The 22,258-nt window shown below is 64.4% G+C and carries 20 protein-coding genes; 10 read left to right on the top strand and 10 right to left on the bottom strand.

Annotated features, from left to right (window positions below):
* Positions 1-115 precede the first annotated feature (115 nt).
* From V7787_RS37900 to V7787_RS37890, 3 genes are all read right to left on the bottom strand, one after another.
* Positions 116-694, bottom strand: coding sequence for a YceI family protein (locus V7787_RS37900; protein ID WP_020191536.1), 579 nt, complete (start codon positions 692-694; stop codon positions 116-118).
* A gap of 32 nt (positions 695-726) precedes the next feature.
* Positions 727-1,278: a cytochrome b gene (locus V7787_RS37895; protein ID WP_104962680.1), complete on the bottom strand. Its 552-nt coding sequence runs from the start codon at positions 1,276-1,278 to the stop codon at positions 727-729.
* Between the two features lie 196 nt (positions 1,279-1,474).
* The gene (locus tag V7787_RS37890; RefSeq protein ID WP_336092766.1) at positions 1,475-3,343 is read right to left on the bottom strand and encodes a flavin monoamine oxidase family protein; all 1,869 of its coding nucleotides are present in this window, start codon (positions 3,341-3,343) and stop codon (positions 1,475-1,477) included.
* 210 nt (positions 3,344-3,553) lie between these two features.
* Here V7787_RS37890 and V7787_RS37885 point away from each other — a divergent pair, with 210 nt between their 5' ends.
* The 3 genes from V7787_RS37885 (at position 3,554) to V7787_RS37875 (ending at position 6,399) form a co-directional block, all read left to right on the top strand.
* The gene (locus V7787_RS37885; protein ID WP_003249344.1) at positions 3,554-4,045 is read left to right on the top strand and encodes a hypothetical protein; all 492 of its coding nucleotides are present in this window, start codon (positions 3,554-3,556) and stop codon (positions 4,043-4,045) included.
* Positions 4,046-4,124: 79 nt separating this feature from the next.
* On the top strand, positions 4,125-5,531 hold the full coding sequence (locus tag V7787_RS37880; RefSeq protein ID WP_010955554.1) for an adenosylmethionine--8-amino-7-oxononanoate transaminase: 1,407 nt from the start codon (positions 4,125-4,127) through the stop codon (positions 5,529-5,531).
* Between the two features lie 148 nt (positions 5,532-5,679).
* Positions 5,680-6,399, top strand: a complete 720-nt coding sequence (locus V7787_RS37875) for a 16S rRNA (uracil(1498)-N(3))-methyltransferase (RefSeq protein WP_019436737.1) — start codon at positions 5,680-5,682, stop codon at positions 6,397-6,399.
* Here the strand turns inward: V7787_RS37875 and trhA are convergent, their stop codons facing one another.
* The 7 genes from trhA to V7787_RS37840 all read right to left on the bottom strand — a co-directional run bounded on the left by trhA (position 6,400) and on the right by V7787_RS37840 (position 16,014).
* Complete coding sequence (gene trhA, locus V7787_RS37870) at positions 6,400-7,017, bottom strand: PAQR family membrane homeostasis protein TrhA (RefSeq protein WP_010955556.1); 618 nt, start codon at positions 7,015-7,017, stop codon at positions 6,400-6,402. It abuts the gene before it with no gap.
* A 140-nt stretch (positions 7,018-7,157) separates the two neighbouring features.
* Positions 7,158-7,631 carry a chemotaxis protein CheW gene (locus V7787_RS37865; RefSeq protein ID WP_003249336.1) on the bottom strand — a complete coding sequence of 158 codons (474 nt, stop codon included), beginning with the start codon at positions 7,629-7,631 and terminating at the stop codon, positions 7,158-7,160.
* Complete coding sequence (locus V7787_RS37860; RefSeq protein ID WP_336092763.1) at positions 7,624-12,564, bottom strand: hybrid sensor histidine kinase/response regulator; 4,941 nt, start codon at positions 12,562-12,564, stop codon at positions 7,624-7,626. The genes V7787_RS37865 and V7787_RS37860 overlap by 8 nt, the downstream gene beginning before the upstream one ends.
* 12 nt (positions 12,565-12,576) lie before the next feature.
* On the bottom strand, positions 12,577-14,601 hold the full coding sequence (locus V7787_RS37855; RefSeq protein WP_237715384.1) for a methyl-accepting chemotaxis protein: 2,025 nt from the start codon (positions 14,599-14,601) through the stop codon (positions 12,577-12,579).
* 47 nt (positions 14,602-14,648) lie between these two features.
* Positions 14,649-15,203: a chemotaxis protein CheW gene (locus V7787_RS37850; RefSeq protein ID WP_010955559.1), complete on the bottom strand. Its 555-nt coding sequence runs from the start codon at positions 15,201-15,203 to the stop codon at positions 14,649-14,651.
* Positions 15,200-15,565 carry a twitching motility response regulator PilH gene (gene pilH, locus V7787_RS37845; protein WP_003249327.1) on the bottom strand — a complete coding sequence of 122 codons (366 nt, stop codon included), beginning with the start codon at positions 15,563-15,565 and terminating at the stop codon, positions 15,200-15,202. The genes V7787_RS37850 and pilH overlap by 4 nt, the downstream gene beginning before the upstream one ends.
* Before the next feature lie 47 nt (positions 15,566-15,612).
* Positions 15,613-16,014 (bottom strand): response regulator, encoded by a 402-nt coding sequence (locus V7787_RS37840; RefSeq protein WP_010955560.1) that lies wholly within the window; start codon positions 16,012-16,014, stop codon positions 15,613-15,615.
* 238 nt (positions 16,015-16,252) lie between these two features.
* Between V7787_RS37840 and gshB the strand changes: the two genes are divergently transcribed.
* From gshB to V7787_RS37805, 7 genes are all read left to right on the top strand, one after another.
* Positions 16,253-17,206 (top strand): glutathione synthase, encoded by a 954-nt coding sequence (gene gshB, locus V7787_RS37835; RefSeq protein WP_010955561.1) that lies wholly within the window; start codon positions 16,253-16,255, stop codon positions 17,204-17,206.
* 91 nt (positions 17,207-17,297) lie between these two features.
* Positions 17,298-18,203 (top strand): energy transducer TonB, encoded by a 906-nt coding sequence (locus tag V7787_RS37830; RefSeq protein ID WP_014592660.1) that lies wholly within the window; start codon positions 17,298-17,300, stop codon positions 18,201-18,203.
* Positions 18,204-18,374: 171 nt separating this feature from the next.
* Positions 18,375-18,944, top strand: a complete 570-nt coding sequence (locus V7787_RS37825) for a YqgE/AlgH family protein (protein ID WP_003249318.1) — start codon at positions 18,375-18,377, stop codon at positions 18,942-18,944.
* On the top strand, positions 18,944-19,369 hold the full coding sequence (ruvX, locus tag V7787_RS37820; protein WP_010955563.1) for a Holliday junction resolvase RuvX: 426 nt from the start codon (positions 18,944-18,946) through the stop codon (positions 19,367-19,369). The genes V7787_RS37825 and ruvX overlap by 1 nt, the downstream gene beginning before the upstream one ends.
* A 49-nt stretch (positions 19,370-19,418) precedes the next feature.
* Positions 19,419-19,937: a bifunctional pyr operon transcriptional regulator/uracil phosphoribosyltransferase PyrR gene (pyrR, locus tag V7787_RS37815; protein WP_020191541.1), complete on the top strand. Its 519-nt coding sequence runs from the start codon at positions 19,419-19,421 to the stop codon at positions 19,935-19,937.
* 12 nt (positions 19,938-19,949) lie between these two features.
* Entirely contained in the window at positions 19,950-20,954 is a 1,005-nt protein-coding gene (locus V7787_RS37810) for an aspartate carbamoyltransferase catalytic subunit (protein ID WP_003249311.1), read from the top strand.
* The gene (locus tag V7787_RS37805) at positions 20,951-22,222 is read left to right on the top strand and encodes a dihydroorotase (protein ID WP_010955564.1); all 1,272 of its coding nucleotides are present in this window, start codon (positions 20,951-20,953) and stop codon (positions 22,220-22,222) included. Before V7787_RS37810 ends, V7787_RS37805 begins: the two co-directional genes overlap by 4 nt.
* Positions 22,223-22,258 lie beyond the last annotated feature (36 nt).

The raw sequence follows: 22,258 nt of genomic DNA, 5'->3' as shown, positions 1-22,258 counted from the left end.
CAGCCCTATCACGACACAAGGCCGCGCCTGCAGAGAATTTCTTGATCTCTGCAGGAGCGGCCTTGTGTCGTGATAGGGCCGCAAAGCGGCCCCCTCGGTTTTCAGCTGGCAGAAATTACTTCTGCTTCACACCTTCGACACTGATATCCAGGTCCAGGGTCTGCGAGGTAGCACCTGGGCCTTTGATGCCGAAGTCGTTCAGGTTCAGCGTCGTGGTGGCGTTGAAGCCTGCGCGCTCACCACCCCATGGGTCCTTGCCTTCACCGTTGAAGGTAGCCTTGAACGTCACCGGTTTGGTGACACCGTGCATGGTCAGGTCGCCAGTCACGTCAGCAGTCTTGTCGCCAGTCGACTTGACGCTGGTGGAGACGAATTTGGCGTCCGGGTACTTCTTCACGTCGAGGAAGTCGGCGCTGGCGATGTGCTTGTCACGCTCGGCGTGGTTCGACCACAGGCTGGCAGTTTTCAAGTCGACGCTGATCTTGCTGGCTTCAGGCTTGGCACTGTCCCAGGTGAAGCTGCCGTCGAAATCCTTGAAAGTACCGTGGATGAAGCTGTAGCCCAGGTGGCTAATTTTCCAGTCAACGAACGCGTGCTGGCCTTCCTTGTCGATCTTGTACTCGGCAGCCATGGCCTGGCCAGCAGAGAGCAGAGCGGTACCGAGCGCCAGAGCGGCAAAAGTCTTTTTCAACATCCTGTTCCTTCCTGTGTAATTGAGGTTGAGAGTCAAGCTTTGCGGCCCAGCATGCGAGTCAGGGTCGCGTCACGGTCGATGAAATGATGCTTGAGCGCGGCAAGGGCATGCAGCACGGCAAAAATCACCAGCCCCCAAGCCAGCCACAAATGAACCACACCCGCCACATCTGCCTGGTCAGGCAGGTCGCTGATCAGTGCCGGCACTTCGAACAGGCCGAACACCGGAATGCCGACGCCGTCGGCGGTGGAAATCAGGTAACCGGCAACCATCACCGCAAACAGCCCAAGGTACAGGGCCAGGTGGCCCAGCGTGGCCGCCAGGCGTGTGACCGCACCATGGTTGGTTGGTGCCGGTGGTGGCGGGCTGATGAAACGCCAGACTACCCGCAGCAGCATCACCGCCAGCAGCACCAGGCCGATGCTCTTGTGCAGGTCCGGGCCAGCTTTGCGCCAAGGGCTGTAGTAGTCGAGGCCGACCATCCACAAGCCCAGGCCGAACAGGCCGAAAACTGCCAGCGCCACGCCCCAGTGCAGGATGATGCTGACCACGCCGTAGCGAGAAGGTGAATTGCGCAGTTGCATGTTGCGTGTTTCCCCGTGAAAGCTATGCACAGACTAACGCGTAACGTATCGAAGAAAAGCGGAAAAAATTGCTTTGGATTATCGAGGAATCCGATATTTATTCTGTTAGCCGACCATTAAGAAAACATTAACGATAGTAGGAGAGTTGGGGTTGCAGTGCCGGCCCTCAGGCGAACAGGCCGGCACTGTCGATCGATCAGCCCGCCTTGGCCTGGGTATTGGTTACAGCCTTCTTCGCAGGCTCCGACTTGGCTGTCGCCTTCTTCGTCTCGGCAGGCTTGTGGGCTGGCTTGTGCGCGGGCGCATGCTTGGCGGGAGCGGCTTTGGTTGCCGCAGGCTTGGCAGCCGTTTCCTTGGCCACAGGCGCAGGTGCTGCAGGAGCCGGAGCTGCCTGTGGAGCGGGCGCAGGTGCAGGCGCCACTTCCTCAGCCTTGGCAATTGGCTCAACCTTCGCCTCTGGCGCTTGCGCCCCGCCAAACAGGCGCTTGAAGAAGCCTGGCTTGTCCTGCGTGTCCTGCTTGGCCTCTTCGGCCTGCTTAGGCTCAGCTTTGGCCGGCGCCTTGTCAGCTTTGTCGCCCTTGTCGGACGAACCGCCGAACATATTGGAGAAGAAGCCGCCCTTGCTCTCCTTGGCGGCCGCCGCACCTGCCGCCGCCGCAACCGGCAGCGCCTTGGCCGGGTCGAACGACTTGCCGGCCAACAGGTCCTGTGCCTGGCTGGCCGCACGCTGGCCACTGCGCAGCGCGCCTTCCAGGGTGCCCGGGTACAGGGCATCCGTGTGCTCACCGGCAAAGGTCATGCGCTGCACCGGACGTTCCCACAGGCGCCAGTATTTACTGATCTGCCCTGGGCCGTAGGCCAGGTAGGCACCACCCGTGCCAGCGTCCGCGCTGTATCGCTTGACCTCGTAACCAGTGAACGCGCCACGGGCCTGGGGGTAGAACGCATGCAGACGGATCAGCACCTGGTCGACCATCTGCTTTTCACCAAAGGCCTGCAGCAGGCGAGCGTTATCGCCGGACAGGTTGATCACCACATTGGCACCACCCTTGAGCGCCGGCTCGACCCACAGCATGCCGAGGCCGGCGTTACTGTAGATTTCGCCCGACATGCGTGCACGGCTTTCCCATACGGGTTTCTTGAACTTGAGCATGATCTGGTCGCGCCAACCATAGTTGGTGCCCTTGAGCGCCGCCAGGTGCTGGCTGTCCAGGCCAGGGGTCATCTGAATCTTGGCCAGCGCGCGCAGGGGCACAGCCATGACCAGATAGTCCGCCTTGTAGCCGACGCTGCCGACTTTTACCGTGACACCATCCTTGTCCTGGACAATGGCGGTAACCGGCGAGTTGGTCTTGATGGTTTTCAGCTGCTTGACGAAAGCCTGGGCCAGCACCGGGCTGCCACCGGGCAGGCGCGCAGCGCGCAGGTCGCGGTCGCTGACGCCGCGGTAGACGCGGTTCTGCTGGGCGAAGTACAGCAGCGACAGGCGCGACGGTTCATCGTAACGGGTGCGGATCTGCTGATTGATCAACTGACGGGCGGTGGCCGGCAGTTGCAGTTTGTCCAGCCAGGTGGATACGTTGATCTGGTCGAGGGCGAACAGCGTGCTGGTTGCCTGCGGGTTCAGCGGGTCATCGATCGAGCGGGCCAGGTCATCGAGGGTTTTCTCGTAACGCTTGAGCGCCTCGGCAGTGGCCGGTTGCTTGGTGGCCAGGTCGCTGGCGCTGAAGTACTCGCCGTCGATCAGGTAACCCGGGGTACGCACGAACTCGGGCGCCGGCAGTGTTTCAAGCTTGAAACGGTCGAGGTACTGGTTGAGCACCGGCTGTGCCTTGGCGTTGCCGATCCACTCGCTGGTGGCCAGGCCCGAACGCCCGCCCATGCCCGCCTTGGCCTCCAGCAGGGTCACCTGCCAGCCTTTGTTCTGCAGCTCGTAGGCTGCCGTCAGGCCTGCCAGGCCACCCCCCACGACAATCGCCGTGGGCGTCTTGTCTTTTGCCAGCGCAGCGCCGCTGGACACACCAATCAATACCAACGCGCACAGGCGCACCCAAGCAGCAGCCATGTCGGCGAACTCCGAGTCAGAGGTTACAGAAACGGGGAGAGGCAGGAATGCCCCGGGAAGATGCGTTAAGAATACGTCAGGTCCGGTCACCCTGCCAGCGCAGTGACATCAAGTCCTTTTGGCAACTGACATTTTTGCCAGTAGCCATGTCACAGGGTGGTAGACGAAGCTGGCGAAGATGGCCAAAAGCCCGCCAGGGGGGGGCTGCGCATGATCTTCGAGGAGCGTTTCAACCAAGTGGAGCGGCAGCTTCTGTTACACAGGCAGACACTTCGCACAGCCTCAGGCCTGAGCTTCCACGCCAGCAGCACGTCCTGGATCGGCTTTCACGAAGCCTTCAAGGGCGAGGACGGTACCGAGCTGGTCATTGGTGAACACAGCGAAATTTCGATTGCGTTCGCTCAAGAGGTCGAGTCCCTGCGGCTGGAATACTACGTAGTCAGCGACTTTCTGAGCGAAGACCTGCACATGTTGTTCGATGCCGAGAACATCGACTATGACCTGGTTGCGCCATCCCCTCGCATTTTTTACTGGCTCACCCTCGAAGGTAGCGGCTTCCGGGACGCTCGCCCGGGCCCGATCGCTACACACCCCTACTACCAGGTGATTGACGGCCCCTTTCGGCGCCTGACCATCTCCACCTCGCACGCCGGCACCGTGCATATCCGCAAGCTGGAATGGACCGGCACCCACCGCCATTGAACGGCAGCGGTTGTCCTGCCCTGCGGCATTGCTTAGGCTTACGCGGTCGAACCACGCCGCAAAGCCAGGAGAAGTGCCCATGGGCCTCAATGATCAGTGGATGCAACGCGACCTCAAGGTCCTGTGGCACCCCTGTACCCAGATGAAAGACCACGAGCAGCTGCCGCTGATCCCGATCAAGCGCGGCGAAGGCGTGTGGCTGGAAGACTTCGAGGGCAAACGCTATCTGGATGCGGTGAGCAGTTGGTGGGTCAACGTCTTCGGCCATGCCAACCCGCGCATCAACCAGCGCATCAAGGACCAGGTCGACCAGCTCGAGCACGTGATCCTGGCCGGTTTCAGTCATCAGCCAGTGATCGAGCTGTCCGAGCGCCTGGTCGCCATGACCCCGGCCGGTCTCGACCGGGTGTTCTATGCCGACAATGGCTCGTCGTGCATCGAGGTGGCGCTGAAGATGAGCTTCCACTACTGGCAGAACATCGGCAAACCGGACAAGAAGCGCTTCGTCACCCTGACCAACAGCTACCATGGCGAAACCATTGCCGCCATGTCGGTGGGTGATGTGCCGCTGTTCACCGAAACCTACAAGGCGCTGCTGCTCGACACCCTCAAGGTGCCAAGCCCTGACTGCTACCTGCGCCCCGAGGGCATGAGCTGGGAAGAGCACTCGCGCAACATGTTCCAGGCCATGGAGCAGACCCTGGCCGAACACCACGCCTCGATCAGCGCCGTGATCGTCGAGCCGCTGATCCAGGGTGCCGGTGGCATGCGCATGTACCACCCGGTGTACCTCAAGTTGTTGCGCGAGGCCTGCGACCGTTACGACGTGCACCTTATCCACGACGAGATCGCCGTGGGCTTCGGCCGCACCGGCACGATGTTCGCCTGCGAGCAAGCCGGCATCCGCCCGGATTTCCTGTGCCTGTCCAAGGCCCTGACCGGCGGCTACCTGCCGCTGGCCGCCTGCCTGACCACCGACAAGGTGTACCAGGCGTTCTATGACGATTACCCGACACTGCGCGCATTCCTGCACTCGCACAGCTACACCGGCAACCCGCTGGCGTGCGCTGCAGCGCTGGCGACCCTGGATATCTTCGAGCAGGACAACGTGATCGAGGCCAACAAGGCCCTGGCCACGCGCATGGCCACAGCCACTGCACATTTGGCCGATCATGCTCATGTTGCCGAAATACGCCAGACTGGCATGGCCCTGGCCATCGAAATGGTGCAAGACAAGGCAGGCAAGCTTGCCTATCCCTGGCAGGAGCGCCGTGGCCTGAAGGTGTTCGAGCACGCCCTGACCCGCGGCGCCCTGCTGCGACCGCTGGGCAGCGTGGTGTACTTCCTGCCGCCGTACGTGATCACCCCCGAGCAGATCGACTTCCTTGCCGAAGTGGCCAGCGAAGGCATCGATATCGCCACCCGCGACAGCGTCAGTGTCGCAGTACCGGCCAACTTCCACCCCGACTTCCGCGACCCGGGCTAGGCCCGGCAATTCGCCACACCACTTTTCCTGTGGGAGCGGGCGAGCCCGCGAACAAGGGCGAAGCCCTTGCCAGGCACCGCGGCGCCTGATTCGCGGGCACGCCCGCTCCCACAGGGGATCTGCGTCTCTCTATTTACCGAGCAAACCCATGAGACTGTCCCGCTTCTTCATCGACGCCCCCCTGAGCCTTGGCGAGCACGACCTGCCCGAGGCCCAGGCCCATTACATTGGCCGCGTGCTGCGCATGGCACCCGGCGACGCCGTGCAGCTGTTCGATGGCAGCGGCCAGGAATACCGTGGTCAGTTGCTCGAGGTGGGCAAGAAAACTGTCCGCGTCAGCCTTGACCAGGCCTTTGCCGGCCAGGCCGATTCACCGCTGCATGTGCACCTGGGCCAGGGCCTTTCCCGTGGCGAGCGCATGGACTGGGCGATCCAGAAGGCCACCGAGCTTGGTGCCAACGAAATCACCCCGATCGTCAGCGAGCGCTGCGAAGTGCGCCTGAAAGACGAGCGCGCCGACAAGCGCCTGGCCCACTGGCGCCAAGTGGCGATCAGCGCCTGTGAACAATGCGGGCGTTCTACCTTGCCCGTCATCCATCCACCCGTGACCCTGGCCGAATGGTTGAGCAGCACCAAGGCTGACCTGAAGCTGGTCCTGCACCCGGTGGCCGAGCCGCTCACCAGCCATGAAAAGCCCGCCACCCTGGCCTTCGTGATCGGCCCCGAAGGCGGCCTTAGCGAAGCCGAGGTCGAGCAGGCCAAAGCCGCCGGCTTCCACGCAGCACGCCTTGGCCCGCGCGTGCTGCGCACCGAGACCGCGCCGGTGGTGGCGCTGTCGGTGGCACAGCAGTTGTGGGGCGACTTTTAACTAGCGCACGTAGAGCGACACCGCCACGAAGTGCATCAGGCTGCCAGCGATGACGAACAGGTGCCAGATGCCATGCCAGTGGCGGAAACGGCTGTCGAAGGCGAAGAAAATGATGCCGACGGTGTAGAACACGCCGCCGGCAGCCAGCCAGGCGAAGCCTGCAGTGCCCAGCGAGTTCAGCAGTGGCTTGACTGCCACCAGCACGATCCAGCCCATTACCGCATAGATTATGATCGACAGGATCCGCGCCTCGGAGCGCGGCTTGATCTCTTGCAACATGCCGATGATCGCCAGCCCCCAGACCACGCCGAACAGGCTCCATCCCCAAGGGCCGCGCAGGCTGACCAGGCAAAACGGCGTGTAGCTGCCGGCAATCAGCAGATAGATCGACAGGTGGTCGAGCTTGCGCATGATCACTTTCGCCCGCCCACGGGTGCTGTGGTACAGGGTGGAAATGCTGTACAGCAACAGCAGCGTGCCGCCGTAGATGGAGAAGCTGACGATCTTCCACGGGTCGCCTTGCAGGCCCGCAGCCACGATCAGCCAGATGGCACCAATAGCAGCGAGGACGGCACCGACCAGGTGGGTCCAGGCGTTGAAGCGTTCACCGTAATACATGCAAACACAGACCTCCTGAGGTGGGCTGGGTTCCTGTTGTGATGCTGATGACCCCTTCGCGGGTAAACCCGCTCCTACAACGGAGCGCGCAGCCATTGTAGGAGCGGGTTTACCCGCGAAGAGGCCCTGCGCCTCACATCCTAACCAAGGTCAGGTTGCAGATCCGCGTCACGCACCAGCCTTTCCAATGCGACCAGGTCCGGCACCCGCGCCACCTGCTCACCCACCTGCACCGCCGCCAGCTCCAACCTGCCCAGCGCCACATCCACGTAGTTAAGCTGACTGTCGAGCTTGCACGAGCGCGGAATGTCCTGCAGCAACAGCGCCAGGTAGCGCAAACCGGTATCGCCCAACGCATTGAGCACCACCACGCGAGCCCGCTCCCCGCACGGTGTCTCACCACCGCATGCGGCCTCGAAACCGATCAACGGCAGGCGTTGCTGACGCCAGTCGATCCACCCCAGGTGCCAGGCGGGGTCGCCGTGCTGGCACACCAGGTTACGCTGCCCGCTCAACTCGGCCACCGCCACGTTGGGCAACACCAGCGTGCGGTCGCCCAACGGCAGCAACAGCCCGGTCAGGCTGCTGCGCTGGCCGGAAATCAGTTCAAGCATGGGCCTGGCTCCAATGGGCGATGCTCTGCAACAGCAGCGATTCCTGGTACGGCTTGCCCAGGTATTCGTTGACGCCGATGGCCATGGCGCGGTCCCGGTGCTTCTGGCCGGTGCGCGAGGTGATCATGATGATCGGCAAGTCTTTCAGCCGTGCGTCACGGCGGATGCGTGTGGCCACCTCGAAGCCGTCCATCCGCGGCATCTCGATGTCCAGCAACAACACGTCGGGCCGGTGCTCTTCCAGCAGGGCCATGGCATCGACGCCATCCTTGGCCGTGAGCACGCTCATGCCGTGGCGCTCCAGCAGGCGGCTGGTTACCTTGCGTACGGTTACCGAATCGTCCACCACCATCACCAGCAAGGCACGGCGCGGTGCCGGGCCAAGCAACTGGCGTTGGCTACCGCCACCAGGCAAGCGGGCCAGCCGTCGCTGCTGGCCGCGCAGCTGGCCCAGCAGGTCAAGAATCAGCACCACCCGGCCATCGCCCAGCAGTGTCGCCCCCGATAACCCGGCAACCGCGGCAAACTGCGGCCCCAGGCTTTTCACCACGATCTCGCGGCTGGGCGACAGGCTGTCGGCCTGGATGGCGAACGACTGCTCCTTGGAATGCACCAGCAGCACCGGCAACGGCACGCTCTGCCCCAGCAGCGCGGGGCGCGGCAGGCCTTGCAGCAACTCGCCCAGATAGCGCAGCTCGTATTCGTGGCCGGCATAGACATAGCGCGGCGAGTCCAGCTGGTAGCACGCCGCAAGCTCGGCAGGTGGCACGCGGACGATGCCCTCGATGGTATTGAGCGGAATGGCGTATTGCTCTTCGCCCAGGTGCACCATCAGCGCACGATTGATCGACACGGTGAACGGCAGGCGGATCAGGAAACGCGCCCCCTTGCCCTGCGCCGACTCGATACTCATCGAGCCACCCAGTTGCTTGACCTCCTCGTGCACCACATCCATGCCCAGCCCGCGCCCGGAAATCTGGGTGATCTTTTCGGCGGTGGAAAAGCCTGGCCGCAGGATGAACTGCAGGATCTCGTGGTCACTCAACTGCGCCTGCGGGTCCAGCAGGCCGCGCTTGATGGCCTTGCGCCGCACCGCCTCCAGGGGCACGCCGGCACCATCATCCGTCATTTCGATGACGATATCGGCGCCCTCATGCAGCAAATTCAGATGGATGGTGCCCTGCTCCGGCTTGCCGGCAGCCAGGCGCATTGCGCGGCTTTCCAGGCCGTGGTCAACGGCGTTGCGCAGCATATGCTCCAGCGGCGCCACCATACGTTCCAGCACGCTGCGGTCCAGTTCGCCCTCGGCATTGCCAACCACCAGTTCCACCTGCTTGCCCAGCTCGCTGGCCACCTGCCGCACCACGCGCTGCAAGCGCGGCACCAGGCGCTCGAACGGCACCATCAGGGTGGCCGTCAGGCCCTCCTGCAACTGGCTGTTCACCCGCGCCTGCTGTTGCAGAAGGCTGTAGGCCTCCTGAGCGCGCTGAGTCAGGGTTTCCTTCAGGTCCAGCAGGTCCGAGGCAGACTCGAAGAGGGCCCGTGACAGCTGCTGCAGCTGGGAATGGCGGTCCATTTCCAGCGGGTCGAAGTCGTCATAGGCATCGCCTTCGAACTGCTGCCGGCTGGAGATTCGCCCCTGGGTCTCGACATCCAGACGCAGCAACTGATCACGCATGCGCTCGAGTGTGGTCTCCATCTCGTTGAGGGCGAACTGCGCATCGTTGACCTGCTGCTCGATGCGCCCCCGGATGATCGAGTGCTCGCCGGCCAGGTTACCCAGGTCGTCGAGCAGCTCGGCGTCGACCTTGACCATGTCACCTGGTGCCCGCTCTGGCGCTGCTGCCGGTACTTCGGCAGTTGCAGCTTCTGGCGGCCCCTGGCCCGCGGCACTGTCTGTCAGTGCGGCGCTGCTGAAGTTGCGAATGTAGTCGATCAGCGCTGTAGCGGCATGCAGCGGCTGCCCCAGGCGCACGGCGTCAAGCATATGCGCCAGCCGGTCGTGGCAGTTCTGCAGCAGTGCGAACAGTGGCGCGCTTGGCGGCAATCTACCCGCAGCCAACAGCTCATAGAGGAACTCCAGTTCGTGGGCCAGGTCGCCGATCGGGGTAATTTCGACCATGCGCGCCACGCCCTTGAGGGTGTGCAGGTCGCGCATCAGGTTGTCCACCTCGACGCTGCTGCGCGGGTCGGCCTGCCAGCGCGCCAGGGCCGCCGCGGCGCTCTCGACGATGTCCGAGCTTTCTTCCAGGAACACTTCCAGCAGCTCTTCGCCGGGGCTTTCCGGCTCCTCGGCAAGCGGCTCGGCCACCTGCGGTTGCAACGGCGGGCGTGGCAACCCCAAGGTATCGGACAGGTCCATGTCCGGGTGCAGTGGTGTGACCGTATCGATGCCCACCAGGCCGGTGGCATCTGGCGCCAAGGCCTGGTCCAGCAGGTTGCGCAGGCTGTCGACCAGCTCCGGGCGCGGTGGAATATCCTGCCCGGCCGCCACTTCGTCCAGCATGTCCAGCAAGGCTTCATGGGCCCGCTGCGCCTGGCTGAAGAAGCGGGCATCGGCAGGCAGGCTGCCCTCCTCCACAGCGCCATACAGGTCCAGCAACGCCTCGCACACGTCATCCATCTGCCACAGGTCGGCCAGGTGCGCGGCGTGCCCCAGGGTGGTCATCTGGTCGAGCAGGTTATCCAGTGCGTCGCGCTGGCCGGGCTGTTGCTGCCAGCGCGACAACAACGTCTCTGCATCGAGCAGAATGTCCATGGCCTGCGCCAGGAAGCTGGCGACCAACTGCGGATCACGCTTGCTGCGGCCGGCAGGGTGCGAGTCTTCATGCAGACTGGCCAGGCGGCCGTCCACGGCCTGGCCCACCTGCTCGATCAGTTCCGCGGCGCCGGGAATGGCGGCCAGCGGTGTGCTATCGAGTTGCGCCAAGCCCAGATGGAACAACGACCGCGCAGCTTCCAGCCACTCCATCTCGGCCATTTGCAGTGGCAGTTGATGACCCTTGTATTCACGGGCCAGGCGGTCGAAGGCGGTGGCCAGTTCGGCGACCGGCATCACCCCGGCCATGGCGGCACTGCCTTTGAGCGTGTGCAAGGCACGCTGCAAGTCATCGCTGACCGGCGTGTCGTGGCCACCGGCGCTTTGCAGATAAACCTCAAGGCTGGCCAGATGGCCCTGCGCCTCGGTACGAAAAATGCCCAGCAACTGCGGATCGAGGCCATCGACACCGGCAGCCGCCGGGGCATCGTTTTCGGCCAGGCTGTGCAGGTGCCCGGCCAATTGCTCGATTTCAGTCAGTTGCGGCAACTGGCCGGCGGCAAAGTCGGCCAGCAAGTCAGGCAGGTGAACGAACACCTGCTGCAGCGCTACAACCCCTTCCGGGGTGAGCACGCTGCGGCCCTCGAGCACCCGGTTCAGCAGGTGCTCGGCGCCCCAGGCCAGTTCAGCCACCGCCTCGGCATGCACCATGCGGCCACTGCCTTTGAGTGTATGCAGCGCGCGACGCACTTCGCCCAGCGCCTCGCGCTGCTGGTTGTCGGCACGCCAGCGCAGCCAGTGGCGCTCGATTTCCGGCAGCAGCTCGCCCGCTTCATCAAGGAACACCTCGCGAAGCTCGTCATCGATGCCGTCGCCACTGCCGTCCAGGTCTGCGCTGACCCCAACCACCGCGCACTGCACACCCAGCGCCGCCAAGCTGGCCCGCGCCATCTCGATAAAGGGTTGGCCATCGGCCAGCGGGTCGGCCGCCCGCCATTGCAGGTAGCATTCGGCAGCGCTCAGCGCCTCAGCCAAGTGCGTCAGCTCATCAACCGGCGGCTCTTCCTCCAGGTGCTGCAACCAACGCTGCACATAGCTTGCGCAGCCGACAAACAGCTCGGCCACGGCGGGCAGCATCAACATGGCCAGTGCCCCGCGGATCTGCTGCAACAGCCCCGGCAAGGGTTGCAGGCGTTGCCGGGGCCAGTCGGACTCCAGGTAATCGCCGATCAGATCCTTGGCCTGCTGCAACACGTTCAGCGCTTCATGCAGCACCAGCTGGCGTATCTCCGCCAGGTCCGAGCCTGGCAGGCTGCCTTGGCCGCTTTCCTCCAAAGGGCCGACCATGCCGTTCAAGGAGGCCTCCACGTACAGCAGGGCCCCCGCCACGTCCATCAACACCGCGTCGTCCACCGCCCGCTCGCCCTGAGCCAATGCCTGCAACGCCAACACCTGGTCGATGATCACCCGCCGCGGTTGCTGAAAGCCCAGTACCGCCAGGGTGTCAGCCACGTGGCGCAACGGTGCCAGCAGCGCATCGAGCTGCTCGCTGTGCTGACGGTCGCCGCGGCCGTACTGGTCCAGGCGCTCCTTGATGCGCATCAAGTCGTCGCACAGTGCAGTCACCACCGAACGCAGCGCATCGCGCCCTGACCCGGCCTGCAGCTGGTCACGCCAGTTGCCCAGCGACAGGTCGAGGTTGGCAAGGTCATCGTCACCCGCAAAGCGTTGGGCGGCACCGGTCATCAGGCTGGCCTGGGCCAGCGGTTCCTCCCCACGGCAGGCACGCAGCTGGTTGAGCAACGGCAGCATGACCAGTGGCAGGTCGTGGCGGGCACCGCGCAACCGCTCCAGGTACGAGGGCAACTGCTCCAGGCCGCGGAACAATGCGCCCAGGCAATCACCCCGGGGGCTGACCTGGCCGTCGGCCAATGCCTTGGCGAACAGCTCCAGCTCCTCGGCCAGGCGCGTGGCGCCGCGCAGTTCGAGCATGCGCAGGCAGCCGCGCACCTGGTGCAGGTTGTCGACCACAAAAGCCATCATCGACAGGTCACCCGTCTCGCCGGCAAAGCGCTCCAGCGCCTGCCGTGCCTGGCCCAGGCAATCGAGGATGGCGGCCTTGGTCCAGGCCAGCGCCACTGTTTCGTGACGCTCGGGGCTTACTGCAGAAGCCATGGTCACTATTCCTTAACGCGGCTCGGTCGGTGGTGGCAGGGTGAAACCGGACACCGAACGGCGCATCTCGCTGGCCATGCGGGCCAAGTGGCGGATGCTGTCGGCGGTGGCACCGGAGCCGGCAGAGGTTTGCGCGGTAATCTGCTGGATCACCGCCATGGTGTGGGAGATCTGCCCGGCCGACGAGGTCTGCAACTGGGCAGCGTCGGAGATGCTGTGGATAAGGTCGGCGAGGTTCTGCGATACCCCTTCGATCTCGGCCAGCGCCACCCCGGCATCCTGGGCCAGGCGTGCGCCACGCACCACTTCGGCGGTGGTCTGCTCCATGGAGATCACCGCTTCGTTGGTATCGGCCTGGATGGTACGCACCAACGCCTCGATCTGGCGGGTGGCAGACGATGAGCGTTCGGCCAGGCGCTGCACCTCGTCGGCAACCACGGCAAACCCGCGCCCGGCCTCACCGGCCAGCGAGGCCTGGATGGCGGCGTTCAGGGCAAGGATGTTGGTCTGGTCGGCAATGTCGTCGATCAGGCTGACGATGTCGCCGATTTCCTGGGAGGACTCGCCCAGGCGCTTGATCCGCTTGGCGGTGTCCTGGATCTGCTCGCGAATGTTGTCCATGCCGTTGATGGTGTTGTGCACCACCTCGTTGCCCTTGTTGGCGATGGCCACCGAACGCTCGGCCACCTTGGCCGATTCGTAGGCATGCGCCGAAACCCGGTCGATCGACTCGACCATGTCACCCACCGCCTCGGACGCCTCGCTGATCTGTGCAGCCTGGTGCTCGGAGGCCTTGGCCAGTTGCCGCGCAGTGTTCTGCGTGTCCTGCACGGCGGCGGCGACCTGCATTGCACTGTGGTTGATGGTGGCGACCAGGTCGCGCAACTGGTCCACGGAATAGTTGATCGAGTCGGCAATGGCGCCGGTAAAGTCTTCAGTCACCGATACGGTTACCGTCAGGTCGCCATCTGCCAGCTCTTCGATTTCGTCGAGCAGGCGCATGATGGCCTGCTGGTTGCGTTCGTTCTTTTCTGCGGTCTCGCGCAGTTGGCGGTTGGTGGTGCGCACCATGACCAGGCCGATGAGGATGATCGAGGCCAGCGCCAGCAGCCCCAGGGCATAGCCGCCAACGGTGTCGAGGGTGCGCCCGCCAGCCAGGTTCTCGAAACCGTTCGCCAGGTGCGACGCTTCGTCGAGCAGGGTTTGCGAAAGGCTGAAGATGTTGCCCGCAGCCTCCCGCACACGGAACAGTTCGGGCGAGGTTTCGAGGATTTCATCCACCGAACCGGCAACGAACTGGAACAACTCGGCAATTTCGGCCAGCCGCGCACGCGCATCGGCGTCCTCGACGCGGGTTATCTGGATTGTCGCATTGCCATCGAGCATGCCCTCCAGCACCTGGCCAAAGCGCCCGGCGTCGCGGCCGAAGGCATCGGCCGCCTGGGCGGCGCTGTCGTCACCGGCCAGCACGGTGTTGACCGAACCAAGGATGCGTTCGGCCAGCAACAGCTGGCGCTGGGCCACCGCAACCTGATTGGCCGGGGCACCGCTCTGCAGCAGGATCTCGACCACTTTTTCGTATTCCACCTGCAGCTGCGGCACGGTCTCGGCCAGGGTCGCTGCCACCTGGTGCAGCGACAGCACGGTCTGCTCGCTGGCCAGGATGATGTCGGTGTTCTTGCGCAGGTTTTCCCAGTCGCGGCGTACCGATTCCATCTCGTCACGCACCGCAGGTGGCGCAGGCGGCAGGCCAGTGGACTTGTCACCCTGGCGCAGGTAACCCCAGCGCCGTTCGAAATCATTGCGCGCATCCGACAGCAGCTTGAAGGCCAGGGCCTTGCCGGTGGCCGCCTCGGTGGCGTTCTTGGCGATACGCTGCGACAGCACGCGCAGCTCGCCGGCATGGCCGATGTACTGCTTGTCGTAGTTGGATTGGGTATTCAGGTAAGCAAAGTTGGCGAACAGCAAGATGATCGAAAGGATCAGGATCAGGAACAGCACGGTGATCTGCGCGATGCTGCGGGTACGTGGGCTCACGGTGGTGGCAGTGACGGGGGTGGCAGGCTTGTTCACGTTCGCAGGTCCTATAACGCCACATCGAGAAAGCCCGGCGCCTGGGCCAGGGCAAAGGGGCTGAAGATCGCCCAGTTACGTTCACGCGGAAAATACCCCTGCACAAAGCGTGCAGCGGCAGGGATCAGCGGCTGCGGCGGCGACAGCTGCAGGCTGTCGAGGGCAAAGTGCTGAAGGCCCAGCACCTCGTCGACCAGCAAACCGACGAACAGGTCGTCGTGGTCCAGCACCAGCACTCGCCGCTGCTTGCCCGGTGCGGCGTGGCCCAGGCCAAAGAAGCAGCTCAGGTCCATCACCGGCAACAGCCGGCCACGCAGGTTGGCCACCCCGCACACCCACGGCTGCACGCCGGGGACGCGGCTACTGCGCGGTTCGCGCAGCACCTCGGCCACTTCGCCCATGGGCGCGACGAACCACTGCCCGGCAATGCGAAAGCCAATGCCGCTCCACTGCTGCACGCGGTTGTCCTGCGGCGGCTGGTCGGCAACCAGCAGGCGACAGCGCCGGTCGATGTCCAGCAACAACTCAAAGGCGGTCAGCGACGCGCCTTGCGGGCGGGTGGTCAAGCCCCCAGCACTTCTTTGAGCTTGGCGATCAGCGCCTCCTCTTCCACCGGTTTGGTCAGGAAGTCACGGGCACCCTGGCGCGTGGCCCAGATACGGTCGGTTTCCTGGTCCTTGGTGGTTACCACGATCACTGGAATAGCGCTGGTGTCCGGGTCCTTGCTGAGCTGGCGGGTGGCCTGGAAGCCGTTCATGCCAGGCATGACGATGTCCATCAGCACCGCGTCGGGCTTGTCCTGCCGGGCCAGGGCCACGCCGTCGGCACCGTTGCTGGCCTTGAGCACCTGGTAGCCGTGCTTTTCCAGCCATTCGGTCAATCTGTACATCTCTGTCGGCGAGTCGTCGACAATCAGAACTCGGGCCATGCTGTTTCCCCATCAGGAAAGTAGGACCGCGCCATGGCGGGGCTCGGTCAGGGTGCGTGTTGTTGAGGTGCGGCAAACCCGGGCACATGGGCGCGGATCGCGTCGAGCAGTTCTTCCTTGCTGAACGGTTTGGTCAGGAACTGATCGGAACCGACCACCCGGCCGCGGGCCTTGTCGAACAGGCCATCGCGGGACGACAGCAGGATAACCGGGGTGTCCTTGAAGGCACTGTTGTGCTTGATTACCGCGCAGGTCTGGTAGCCGTCCAGGCGTGGCATCAGCACATCGACGAAAATGATGCTGGGCTGATGGTCGACGATCTTGGCCAGGGCATCGAAGCCATCGCTGGCGGTGATCACCTCGCAGCCCGCTTCACCGAGCAACATCTGCGCGGTGCGGCGGATCGTGCGGGAATCGTCGATCACCATCACCTTCAGGGGTTGTTCCATAGACGCCTACCAGTAGGATTGAAGCCGCAAGTTGCAAGCGGCAAGCTGCAAGAAAGCAGCTCGGCGCATGGATGCTCTTTTCTTGAGGCTTGTAGCTCAAGGCTTGCAGCTGCATTTTTAGCATACTCCGGGTGGCCATTCCATCTGCCGCGCCCCTTGACCGTCGGCGTTCGCGGCGCCACCCTGAGCCACTTTTCTTTCGATCCACCGCGGCCACCTGCCGCCAAGAGGACCCACCATGAGCGTTCGCCTCGGCATTGTGATGGACCCCATCGCGTCCATCTCCTACAAGAAGGACAGCTCGCTGGCCATGCTGCTGGCCGCCCAGGCACGCGGCTGGAGCCTGTTCTACATGGAACAGCAAGACCTGTATCAGGGCGAAGGCAAGGCCCGCGCCCGCATGCGCCCGCTGAAGGTGTTTGCCGACCCTGCACGCTGGTTCGAACTGGGCGAGGAGCAGGACAGCCCGCTGGCCGAGCTGGACGTGATCCTGATGCGCAAGGACCCGCCCTTCGACATGGAGTTCGTCTACAGCACTTACCTGCTGGAACAAGCCGAGAACGACGGCGTACTGGTGGTAAACCGCCCGCAAAGCCTGCGCGACTGCAACGAGAAGATGTTCGCCACGCTGTTCCCGCAATGCACCACCCCGACCCTGGTCAGCCGCCGCCCGGACATCATTCGCGAATTCACCGCCAAGCATGCCGACGTGATCCTCAAGCCACTGGATGGCATGGGCGGTACGTCGATCTTCCGTCACCGGGCTGGCGACCCCAACCTGTCGGTGATCCTGGAAACCCTGACCGCACTGGGCACCCAGCAGATCATGGCGCAGGCCTACCTGCCGGCAATCAAGGACGGCGACAAGCGCATCCTGATGATCGATGGCGAGCCAGTGGACTATTGCCTGGCACGCATTCCGGCCAGCGGCGAAACCCGTGGCAACCTGGCCGCGGGCGGGCGTGGCGAAGCCCGCCCACTGACCGAGCGCGACCGCTGGATCGCCGCCCAGGTCGGCCCGACGCTGCGCGAGAAGGGCCTGCTGTTCGTTGGCCTGGACGTGATCGGCGACTACCTCACCGAAATCAACGTCACCAGCCCCACCTGTATCCGCGAAATCGATGCCGCCTACAACACCGATATCGGTGGCAAGCTGATGGATGCCATTGATCGCAAGCTAAAGGCACGCTGACAGCCAACGCGAAGTAAAGCCGTAGAGTGGGGTATGATGCCGGTCCTATTCGACTGAGCTGCTGCCCCGCCCTGCGGTTGCTGGATACCTGATGACGCACCCCGCTGACGTCCCTGCCGACCTGCTGCCTCCCCGTGTTCGCCCTGCGGACCGGCTTGGCTTCACCCTGTTCCTGGCTGCGCTGGTGCACCTGGCGCTGATCCTTGGCGTCGGCTTCACCGTGGTCAAGCCTGCCGAAATCCGCCACACCATGGACATCACCCTGGCCACCTTCAAGAGCGAGAAACCGCCCGAGAAGGCTGACTTCCAGGCCCAGGACAACCAGCAAGGCAGCGGCACCCTGGACAAGAAAGCGGTGCCCAAGACCACCGAGCTGGCGCCGTTCCAGGACAGCAAGATCAACAAGATCACCCCACCGCCTGCGGCCAGGCCCGAGGTGGTCCCACCCCCTCCCCCGAAAAAGTCGGCAGTGGTGACGACGGCGCCCAAGCCGCACAAGGTCGAGCCCAAACCCAAGGAAAGCAAGGCGCAGCCCAAGCCAGCCGCACCGGCACCGGACTTCGACAGCTCGCAGCTGTCCAGCCAGATCGCCAGCCTGGAAGCGGAGCTGTCCAACGAGCAGCAGATGTACGCCAAGCGCCCGCGCATCCATCGCCTGAACGCCGCGTCGACCATGCGCGACAAGGGCGCCTGGTACAAGGAAGAGTGGCGCAAGAAGGTCGAGCGCGTGGGTAACCTCAACTACCCCGACGAAGCACGCCGACAGCAGATCTACGGCAACTTGCGCATGATGGTGTCGATCAACCGCGATGGCTCGCTGTACGAGGTGCTGGTACTGGAATCATCCGGGCAGCCCGTGCTGGACCAGGCGGCGCAACGCATCGTGCGGCTGGCCGCGCCGTTTGCACCGTTTACCGGGGATCTGGCCGAGTTCGACCGGCTGGAGATCATCCGCACCTGGCGCTTTGCCCGTGGGGACCGTTTGTCCAGTAACTGATTTTCTGCCTGTGCCGGCCTCTTTTTGTGGGCACGCCCGCTCCCACAGGTTGCTCACCGGCGCTGAAGCCTGTGGAGTATCGGCGGGAGCGGGCATGCCCGCGAAGGGGCCGGCACAAGCGACACAAAGCCCACCTTGTCAGTCTCGCCACCTGGCGCCACACTATCCCCCATGAAAACCCTCGCACCCAGCTACCTCAAGCACCAGTTCCTGATCGCCATGCCGCACATGGCCGATCCGAACTTCGCCCAGACCCTCACGTATATCGTCGAGCACAATGAGCATGGCGCCATGGGCCTGGTGGTCAACCGACCACAGGAACTGAGCCTGGCCGACATCCTCGAGCAACTGCGCCCGGACGAAACGCCGCCGGCCAGCACCTTGCAGGTGCCGATCTACCAGGGTGGCCCGGTACAAACCGACCGCGGCTTCGTGCTGCACAGCAGCGAGTGCAGTTTCCAGGCCAGCGTGGCGCTGGAAGGGCTGTCGCTGACCACGTCACAGGACATATTGCTGGCTATCGCCGCCGGTGTGGGCCCGAAACAGAGCCTGATCACCTTGGGCTATGCCGGTTGGGAAGCGGGCCAACTGGAAGCGGAACTGGCCGACAACGCCTGGCTGAACTGCCCGTTCGACCCGGAAATCGTCTTCGGCATGGCCAGCGACCTGCGCCTTGAGGCTGCGGCCGCCAGCCTGGGGATCAACCTGCACCTGCTGACCAGCCAGGCGGGCCACGCCTGATGGCTGATCTACGCCTGCTGCTGGGCTTCGACTATGGCAGCAAACAGATCGGCGTGGCCGTCGGCCAGGTGATTACCGGCCAGGCCCGCGAACTGTGCACCCTGAAGGCGCAGAACGGCGTACCGGACTGGGCCCAGGTGGAAAAGCTGATTGCCGAATGGAAGCCAGATGCCATTGTCGTAGGCCTGCCGCTGAACATGGACGGCACACCCAGCGAAATGAGCGCCCGCGCCGAAAAGTTCGCCCGCCGCCTGAACGGCCGCTTCAACCTGCCCGTGCACACGCACGACGAGCGCCTGACCACCTTCGAGGCCAAAGGCGAGCGCATGGCCCGTGGCGGCCAGCGTGGCAGCTACCGCGACAACCCGGTCGATGCCATTGCCGCCGCCTTGTTGCTGCAAGGCTGGCTGGAGGCCAATACCTGATCATCTTTGCCGCCGGGCCCACCCGGCGCACCCTTCCGAGGAGCCCGCAATGAGCCTACCCAATCCCGCCGAGCTGATCCGGCAGATGGCTGTCGACCTTCGTGCCCACCTGGCGCGCCGGGCAATCACCGAGCCCCGTTACATCGGTATCCGCACCGGCGGCGTCTGGGTTGCCCAGGCCCTGCAGGATGCCATGGGCGACACCAGCCCAATGGGCACCCTGGACGTGTCGTTCTACCGCGACGACTTCAGCCAGAACGGCCTGCACCCACAAGTGCGCCCGTCCGAGTTGCCGTTCGAGGTCGAAGGCCAGCACCTGGTGCTGGTGGATGACGTGCTGATGAGCGGTCGTACCATCCGCGCTGCGCTCAACGAACTGTTCGATTACGGCCGCCCGGCCAGCGTCACCCTGGTCTGCCTGCTGGACCTGGATGCCGGCGAACTGCCGATTCGCCCGAACGTGCTCGGCGCTACCCTGTCGCTGGCCGCCCATGAACGGGTAAAATTGACCGGACCCGCACCGCTCGCCCTCGAGCGCCAGGACCTCGCCTCCGCTTCCGCCCTTTAAGAGTCCCCCGCGATGACGCCAATCGACGCCAAGCGCCCGCTGCAGCTCAATGATCAGGGCCAGCTGCGCCACTTCCTCTCGCTTGACGGTTTGCCCCGCGAACTGCTCACCGAGATCCTCGACACCGCCGACTCCTTCCTGGAAGTCGGTGCCCGGGCTGTGAAAAAAGTCCCGTTGCTGCGCGGCAAGACTGTGTGCAACGTGTTCTTCGAGAACTCGACCCGTACCCGTACCACCTTCGAACTGGCAGCCCAGCGCCTGTCGGCCGACGTGATCAGCCTGAACGTGTCGACCTCCTCGACCAGCAAGGGCGAAACCCTGTTCGACACCCTGCGCAACCTCGAAGCCATGGCCGCCGACATGTTCGTCGTACGCCACTCCGACTCCGGCGCCGCGCACTTCATCGCCGAGCACGTGTGCCCGGAAGTGGCCGTGATCAATGGCGGTGACGGCCGCCACGCGCACCCGACCCAGGGCATGCTCGACATGCTCACCATCCGCCGTCACAAAGGCAGCTTCGAAAACCTGTCCGTGGCGATCGTCGGCGACATCCTGCACTCGCGTGTGGCCCGTTCCGACATGCTCGCGCTCAAAGCGCTGGGTTGCCCGGACATCCGCGTGATCGGGCCGAAAACCCTGATCCCGATCGGTATCGAGCAGTACGGCGTAAAGGTCTACACCGACCTCGCCGAAGGCCTGAAGGACGTCGACGTGGTGATCATGCTGCGCCTGCAGCGTGAGCGCATGGCCGGTGGCCTGCTGCCCAGCGAAGGTGAGTTCTACCGCCTGTTCGGCCTGACGACCGCGCGCCTGGCCGGGGCCAAGCCTGACGCCATCGTCATGCACCCGGGCCCGATCAACCGTGGCGTGGAAATCGAGTCGGCGGTTGCCGATGGCAAGCACTCGGTGATCCTCAACCAGGTCACCTACGGTATCGCCGTGCGCATGGCCGTGCTGTCCATGGCCATGAGCGGGCAGAACGCGCAACGTCAATTGGACCAGGAGAACGCCCAGTGACCATCAGTATTCTCGGCGCCCGGGTCATCGACCCCAACAGCGGCCTGGACCAGGTCACCGACCTGCACCTGGACGGCGGCCGCATTGTCGCCATCGGCGCCGCACCGGCCGGTTTCAGCGCCAGCCGCACGATCCAGGCTGATGGCCTGGTCGCTGCGCCCGGTCTGGTTGACCTGGGCGTGTCCCTGCGCGAGCCGGGTTACAGCCGCAAAGGCAACATCGCCAGTGAAACCCGCGCTGCCGTTGCCGGCGGTGTCACCAGCCTGTGCTGCCCGCCACAGACCAAGCCGGTGCTGGACACCTCGGCGGTAGCCGAACTTATCCTTGACCGCGCCCGCGAAGCCGCCAACAGCAAGGTCTACCCGGTCGGCGCCCTGACCAAGGGCCTGGAGGGCGAGCAACTGGCCGAACTGGTGGCCCTGCGTGACACCGGTTGCGTAGCGTTTGGCAACGGCCTGAAGGAAATCCCCAACAACCGTACCCTAGCCCGCGCCCTGGAGTATGCCGCCACCTTCGACCTGACGGTGGTGTTCCACTCCCAGGACCGCGATCTGGCCCAGGGCGGCCTGGCCCACGAAGGTGCCATGGCCAGCTTCCTCGGCCTGCCGGGCATCCCGGAGAGCGCCGAAACCGTGGCCCTGGCGCGCAACCTGCTGCTGGTGGAACAGAGCGGCGTGCGTGCGCACTTCAGCCAGATCACCAGCGCCCGTGGCGCGCGGCTGATCGCCCAGGCCCAGGCCTTGGGCCTGCCGGTAACCGCCGATGTAGCGCTGTACCAGCTGATCCTCACGGACGAGTCGCTGCGCGAGTTCTCCAGCCTGTACCACGTGCAGCCGCCGCTGCGCACCGCTGCCGACCGTGACGGGTTGCGCGAGGCGGTGAAGTCGGGGGTGATCCAGGCCATCTCCAGCCATCACCAGCCGCACGAGCGCGACGCCAAGCTGGCCCCGTTCGGCGCCACCGAGCCGGGTATCAGCAGCGTCGAGTTGCTGCTGCCACTGGCCATGACCCTGGTGCAGGACGGCCTGCTCGACCTGCCGACCTTGCTGGCCCGCCTGAGCAGCGGCCCGGCTGCCGCCCTGCGCCTGCCGGCCGGTGAGCTGAAAGTGGGTGGCGCGGCCGACCTGGTGCTGTTCGACCCGCAAGCGTCCACCGTTGCTGGCGAACAATGGTTCTCCCGTGGCGAGAACTGCCCGTTCATCGGCCACTGCCTGCCGGGCGCGGTGCGTTATACCTTGGTCGATGGGCACATCTGCCACGAGGCCTGAGTAACATGCTTCGCGGGCGCGCCCGCTCCCACAGGA

This window comes from Pseudomonas sp. CGJS7 (genome assembly GCF_036961695.1).
Note: the sequence above shows the minus strand (reverse complement) of the source record. Positions and strands in the feature narration are given on the sequence as shown.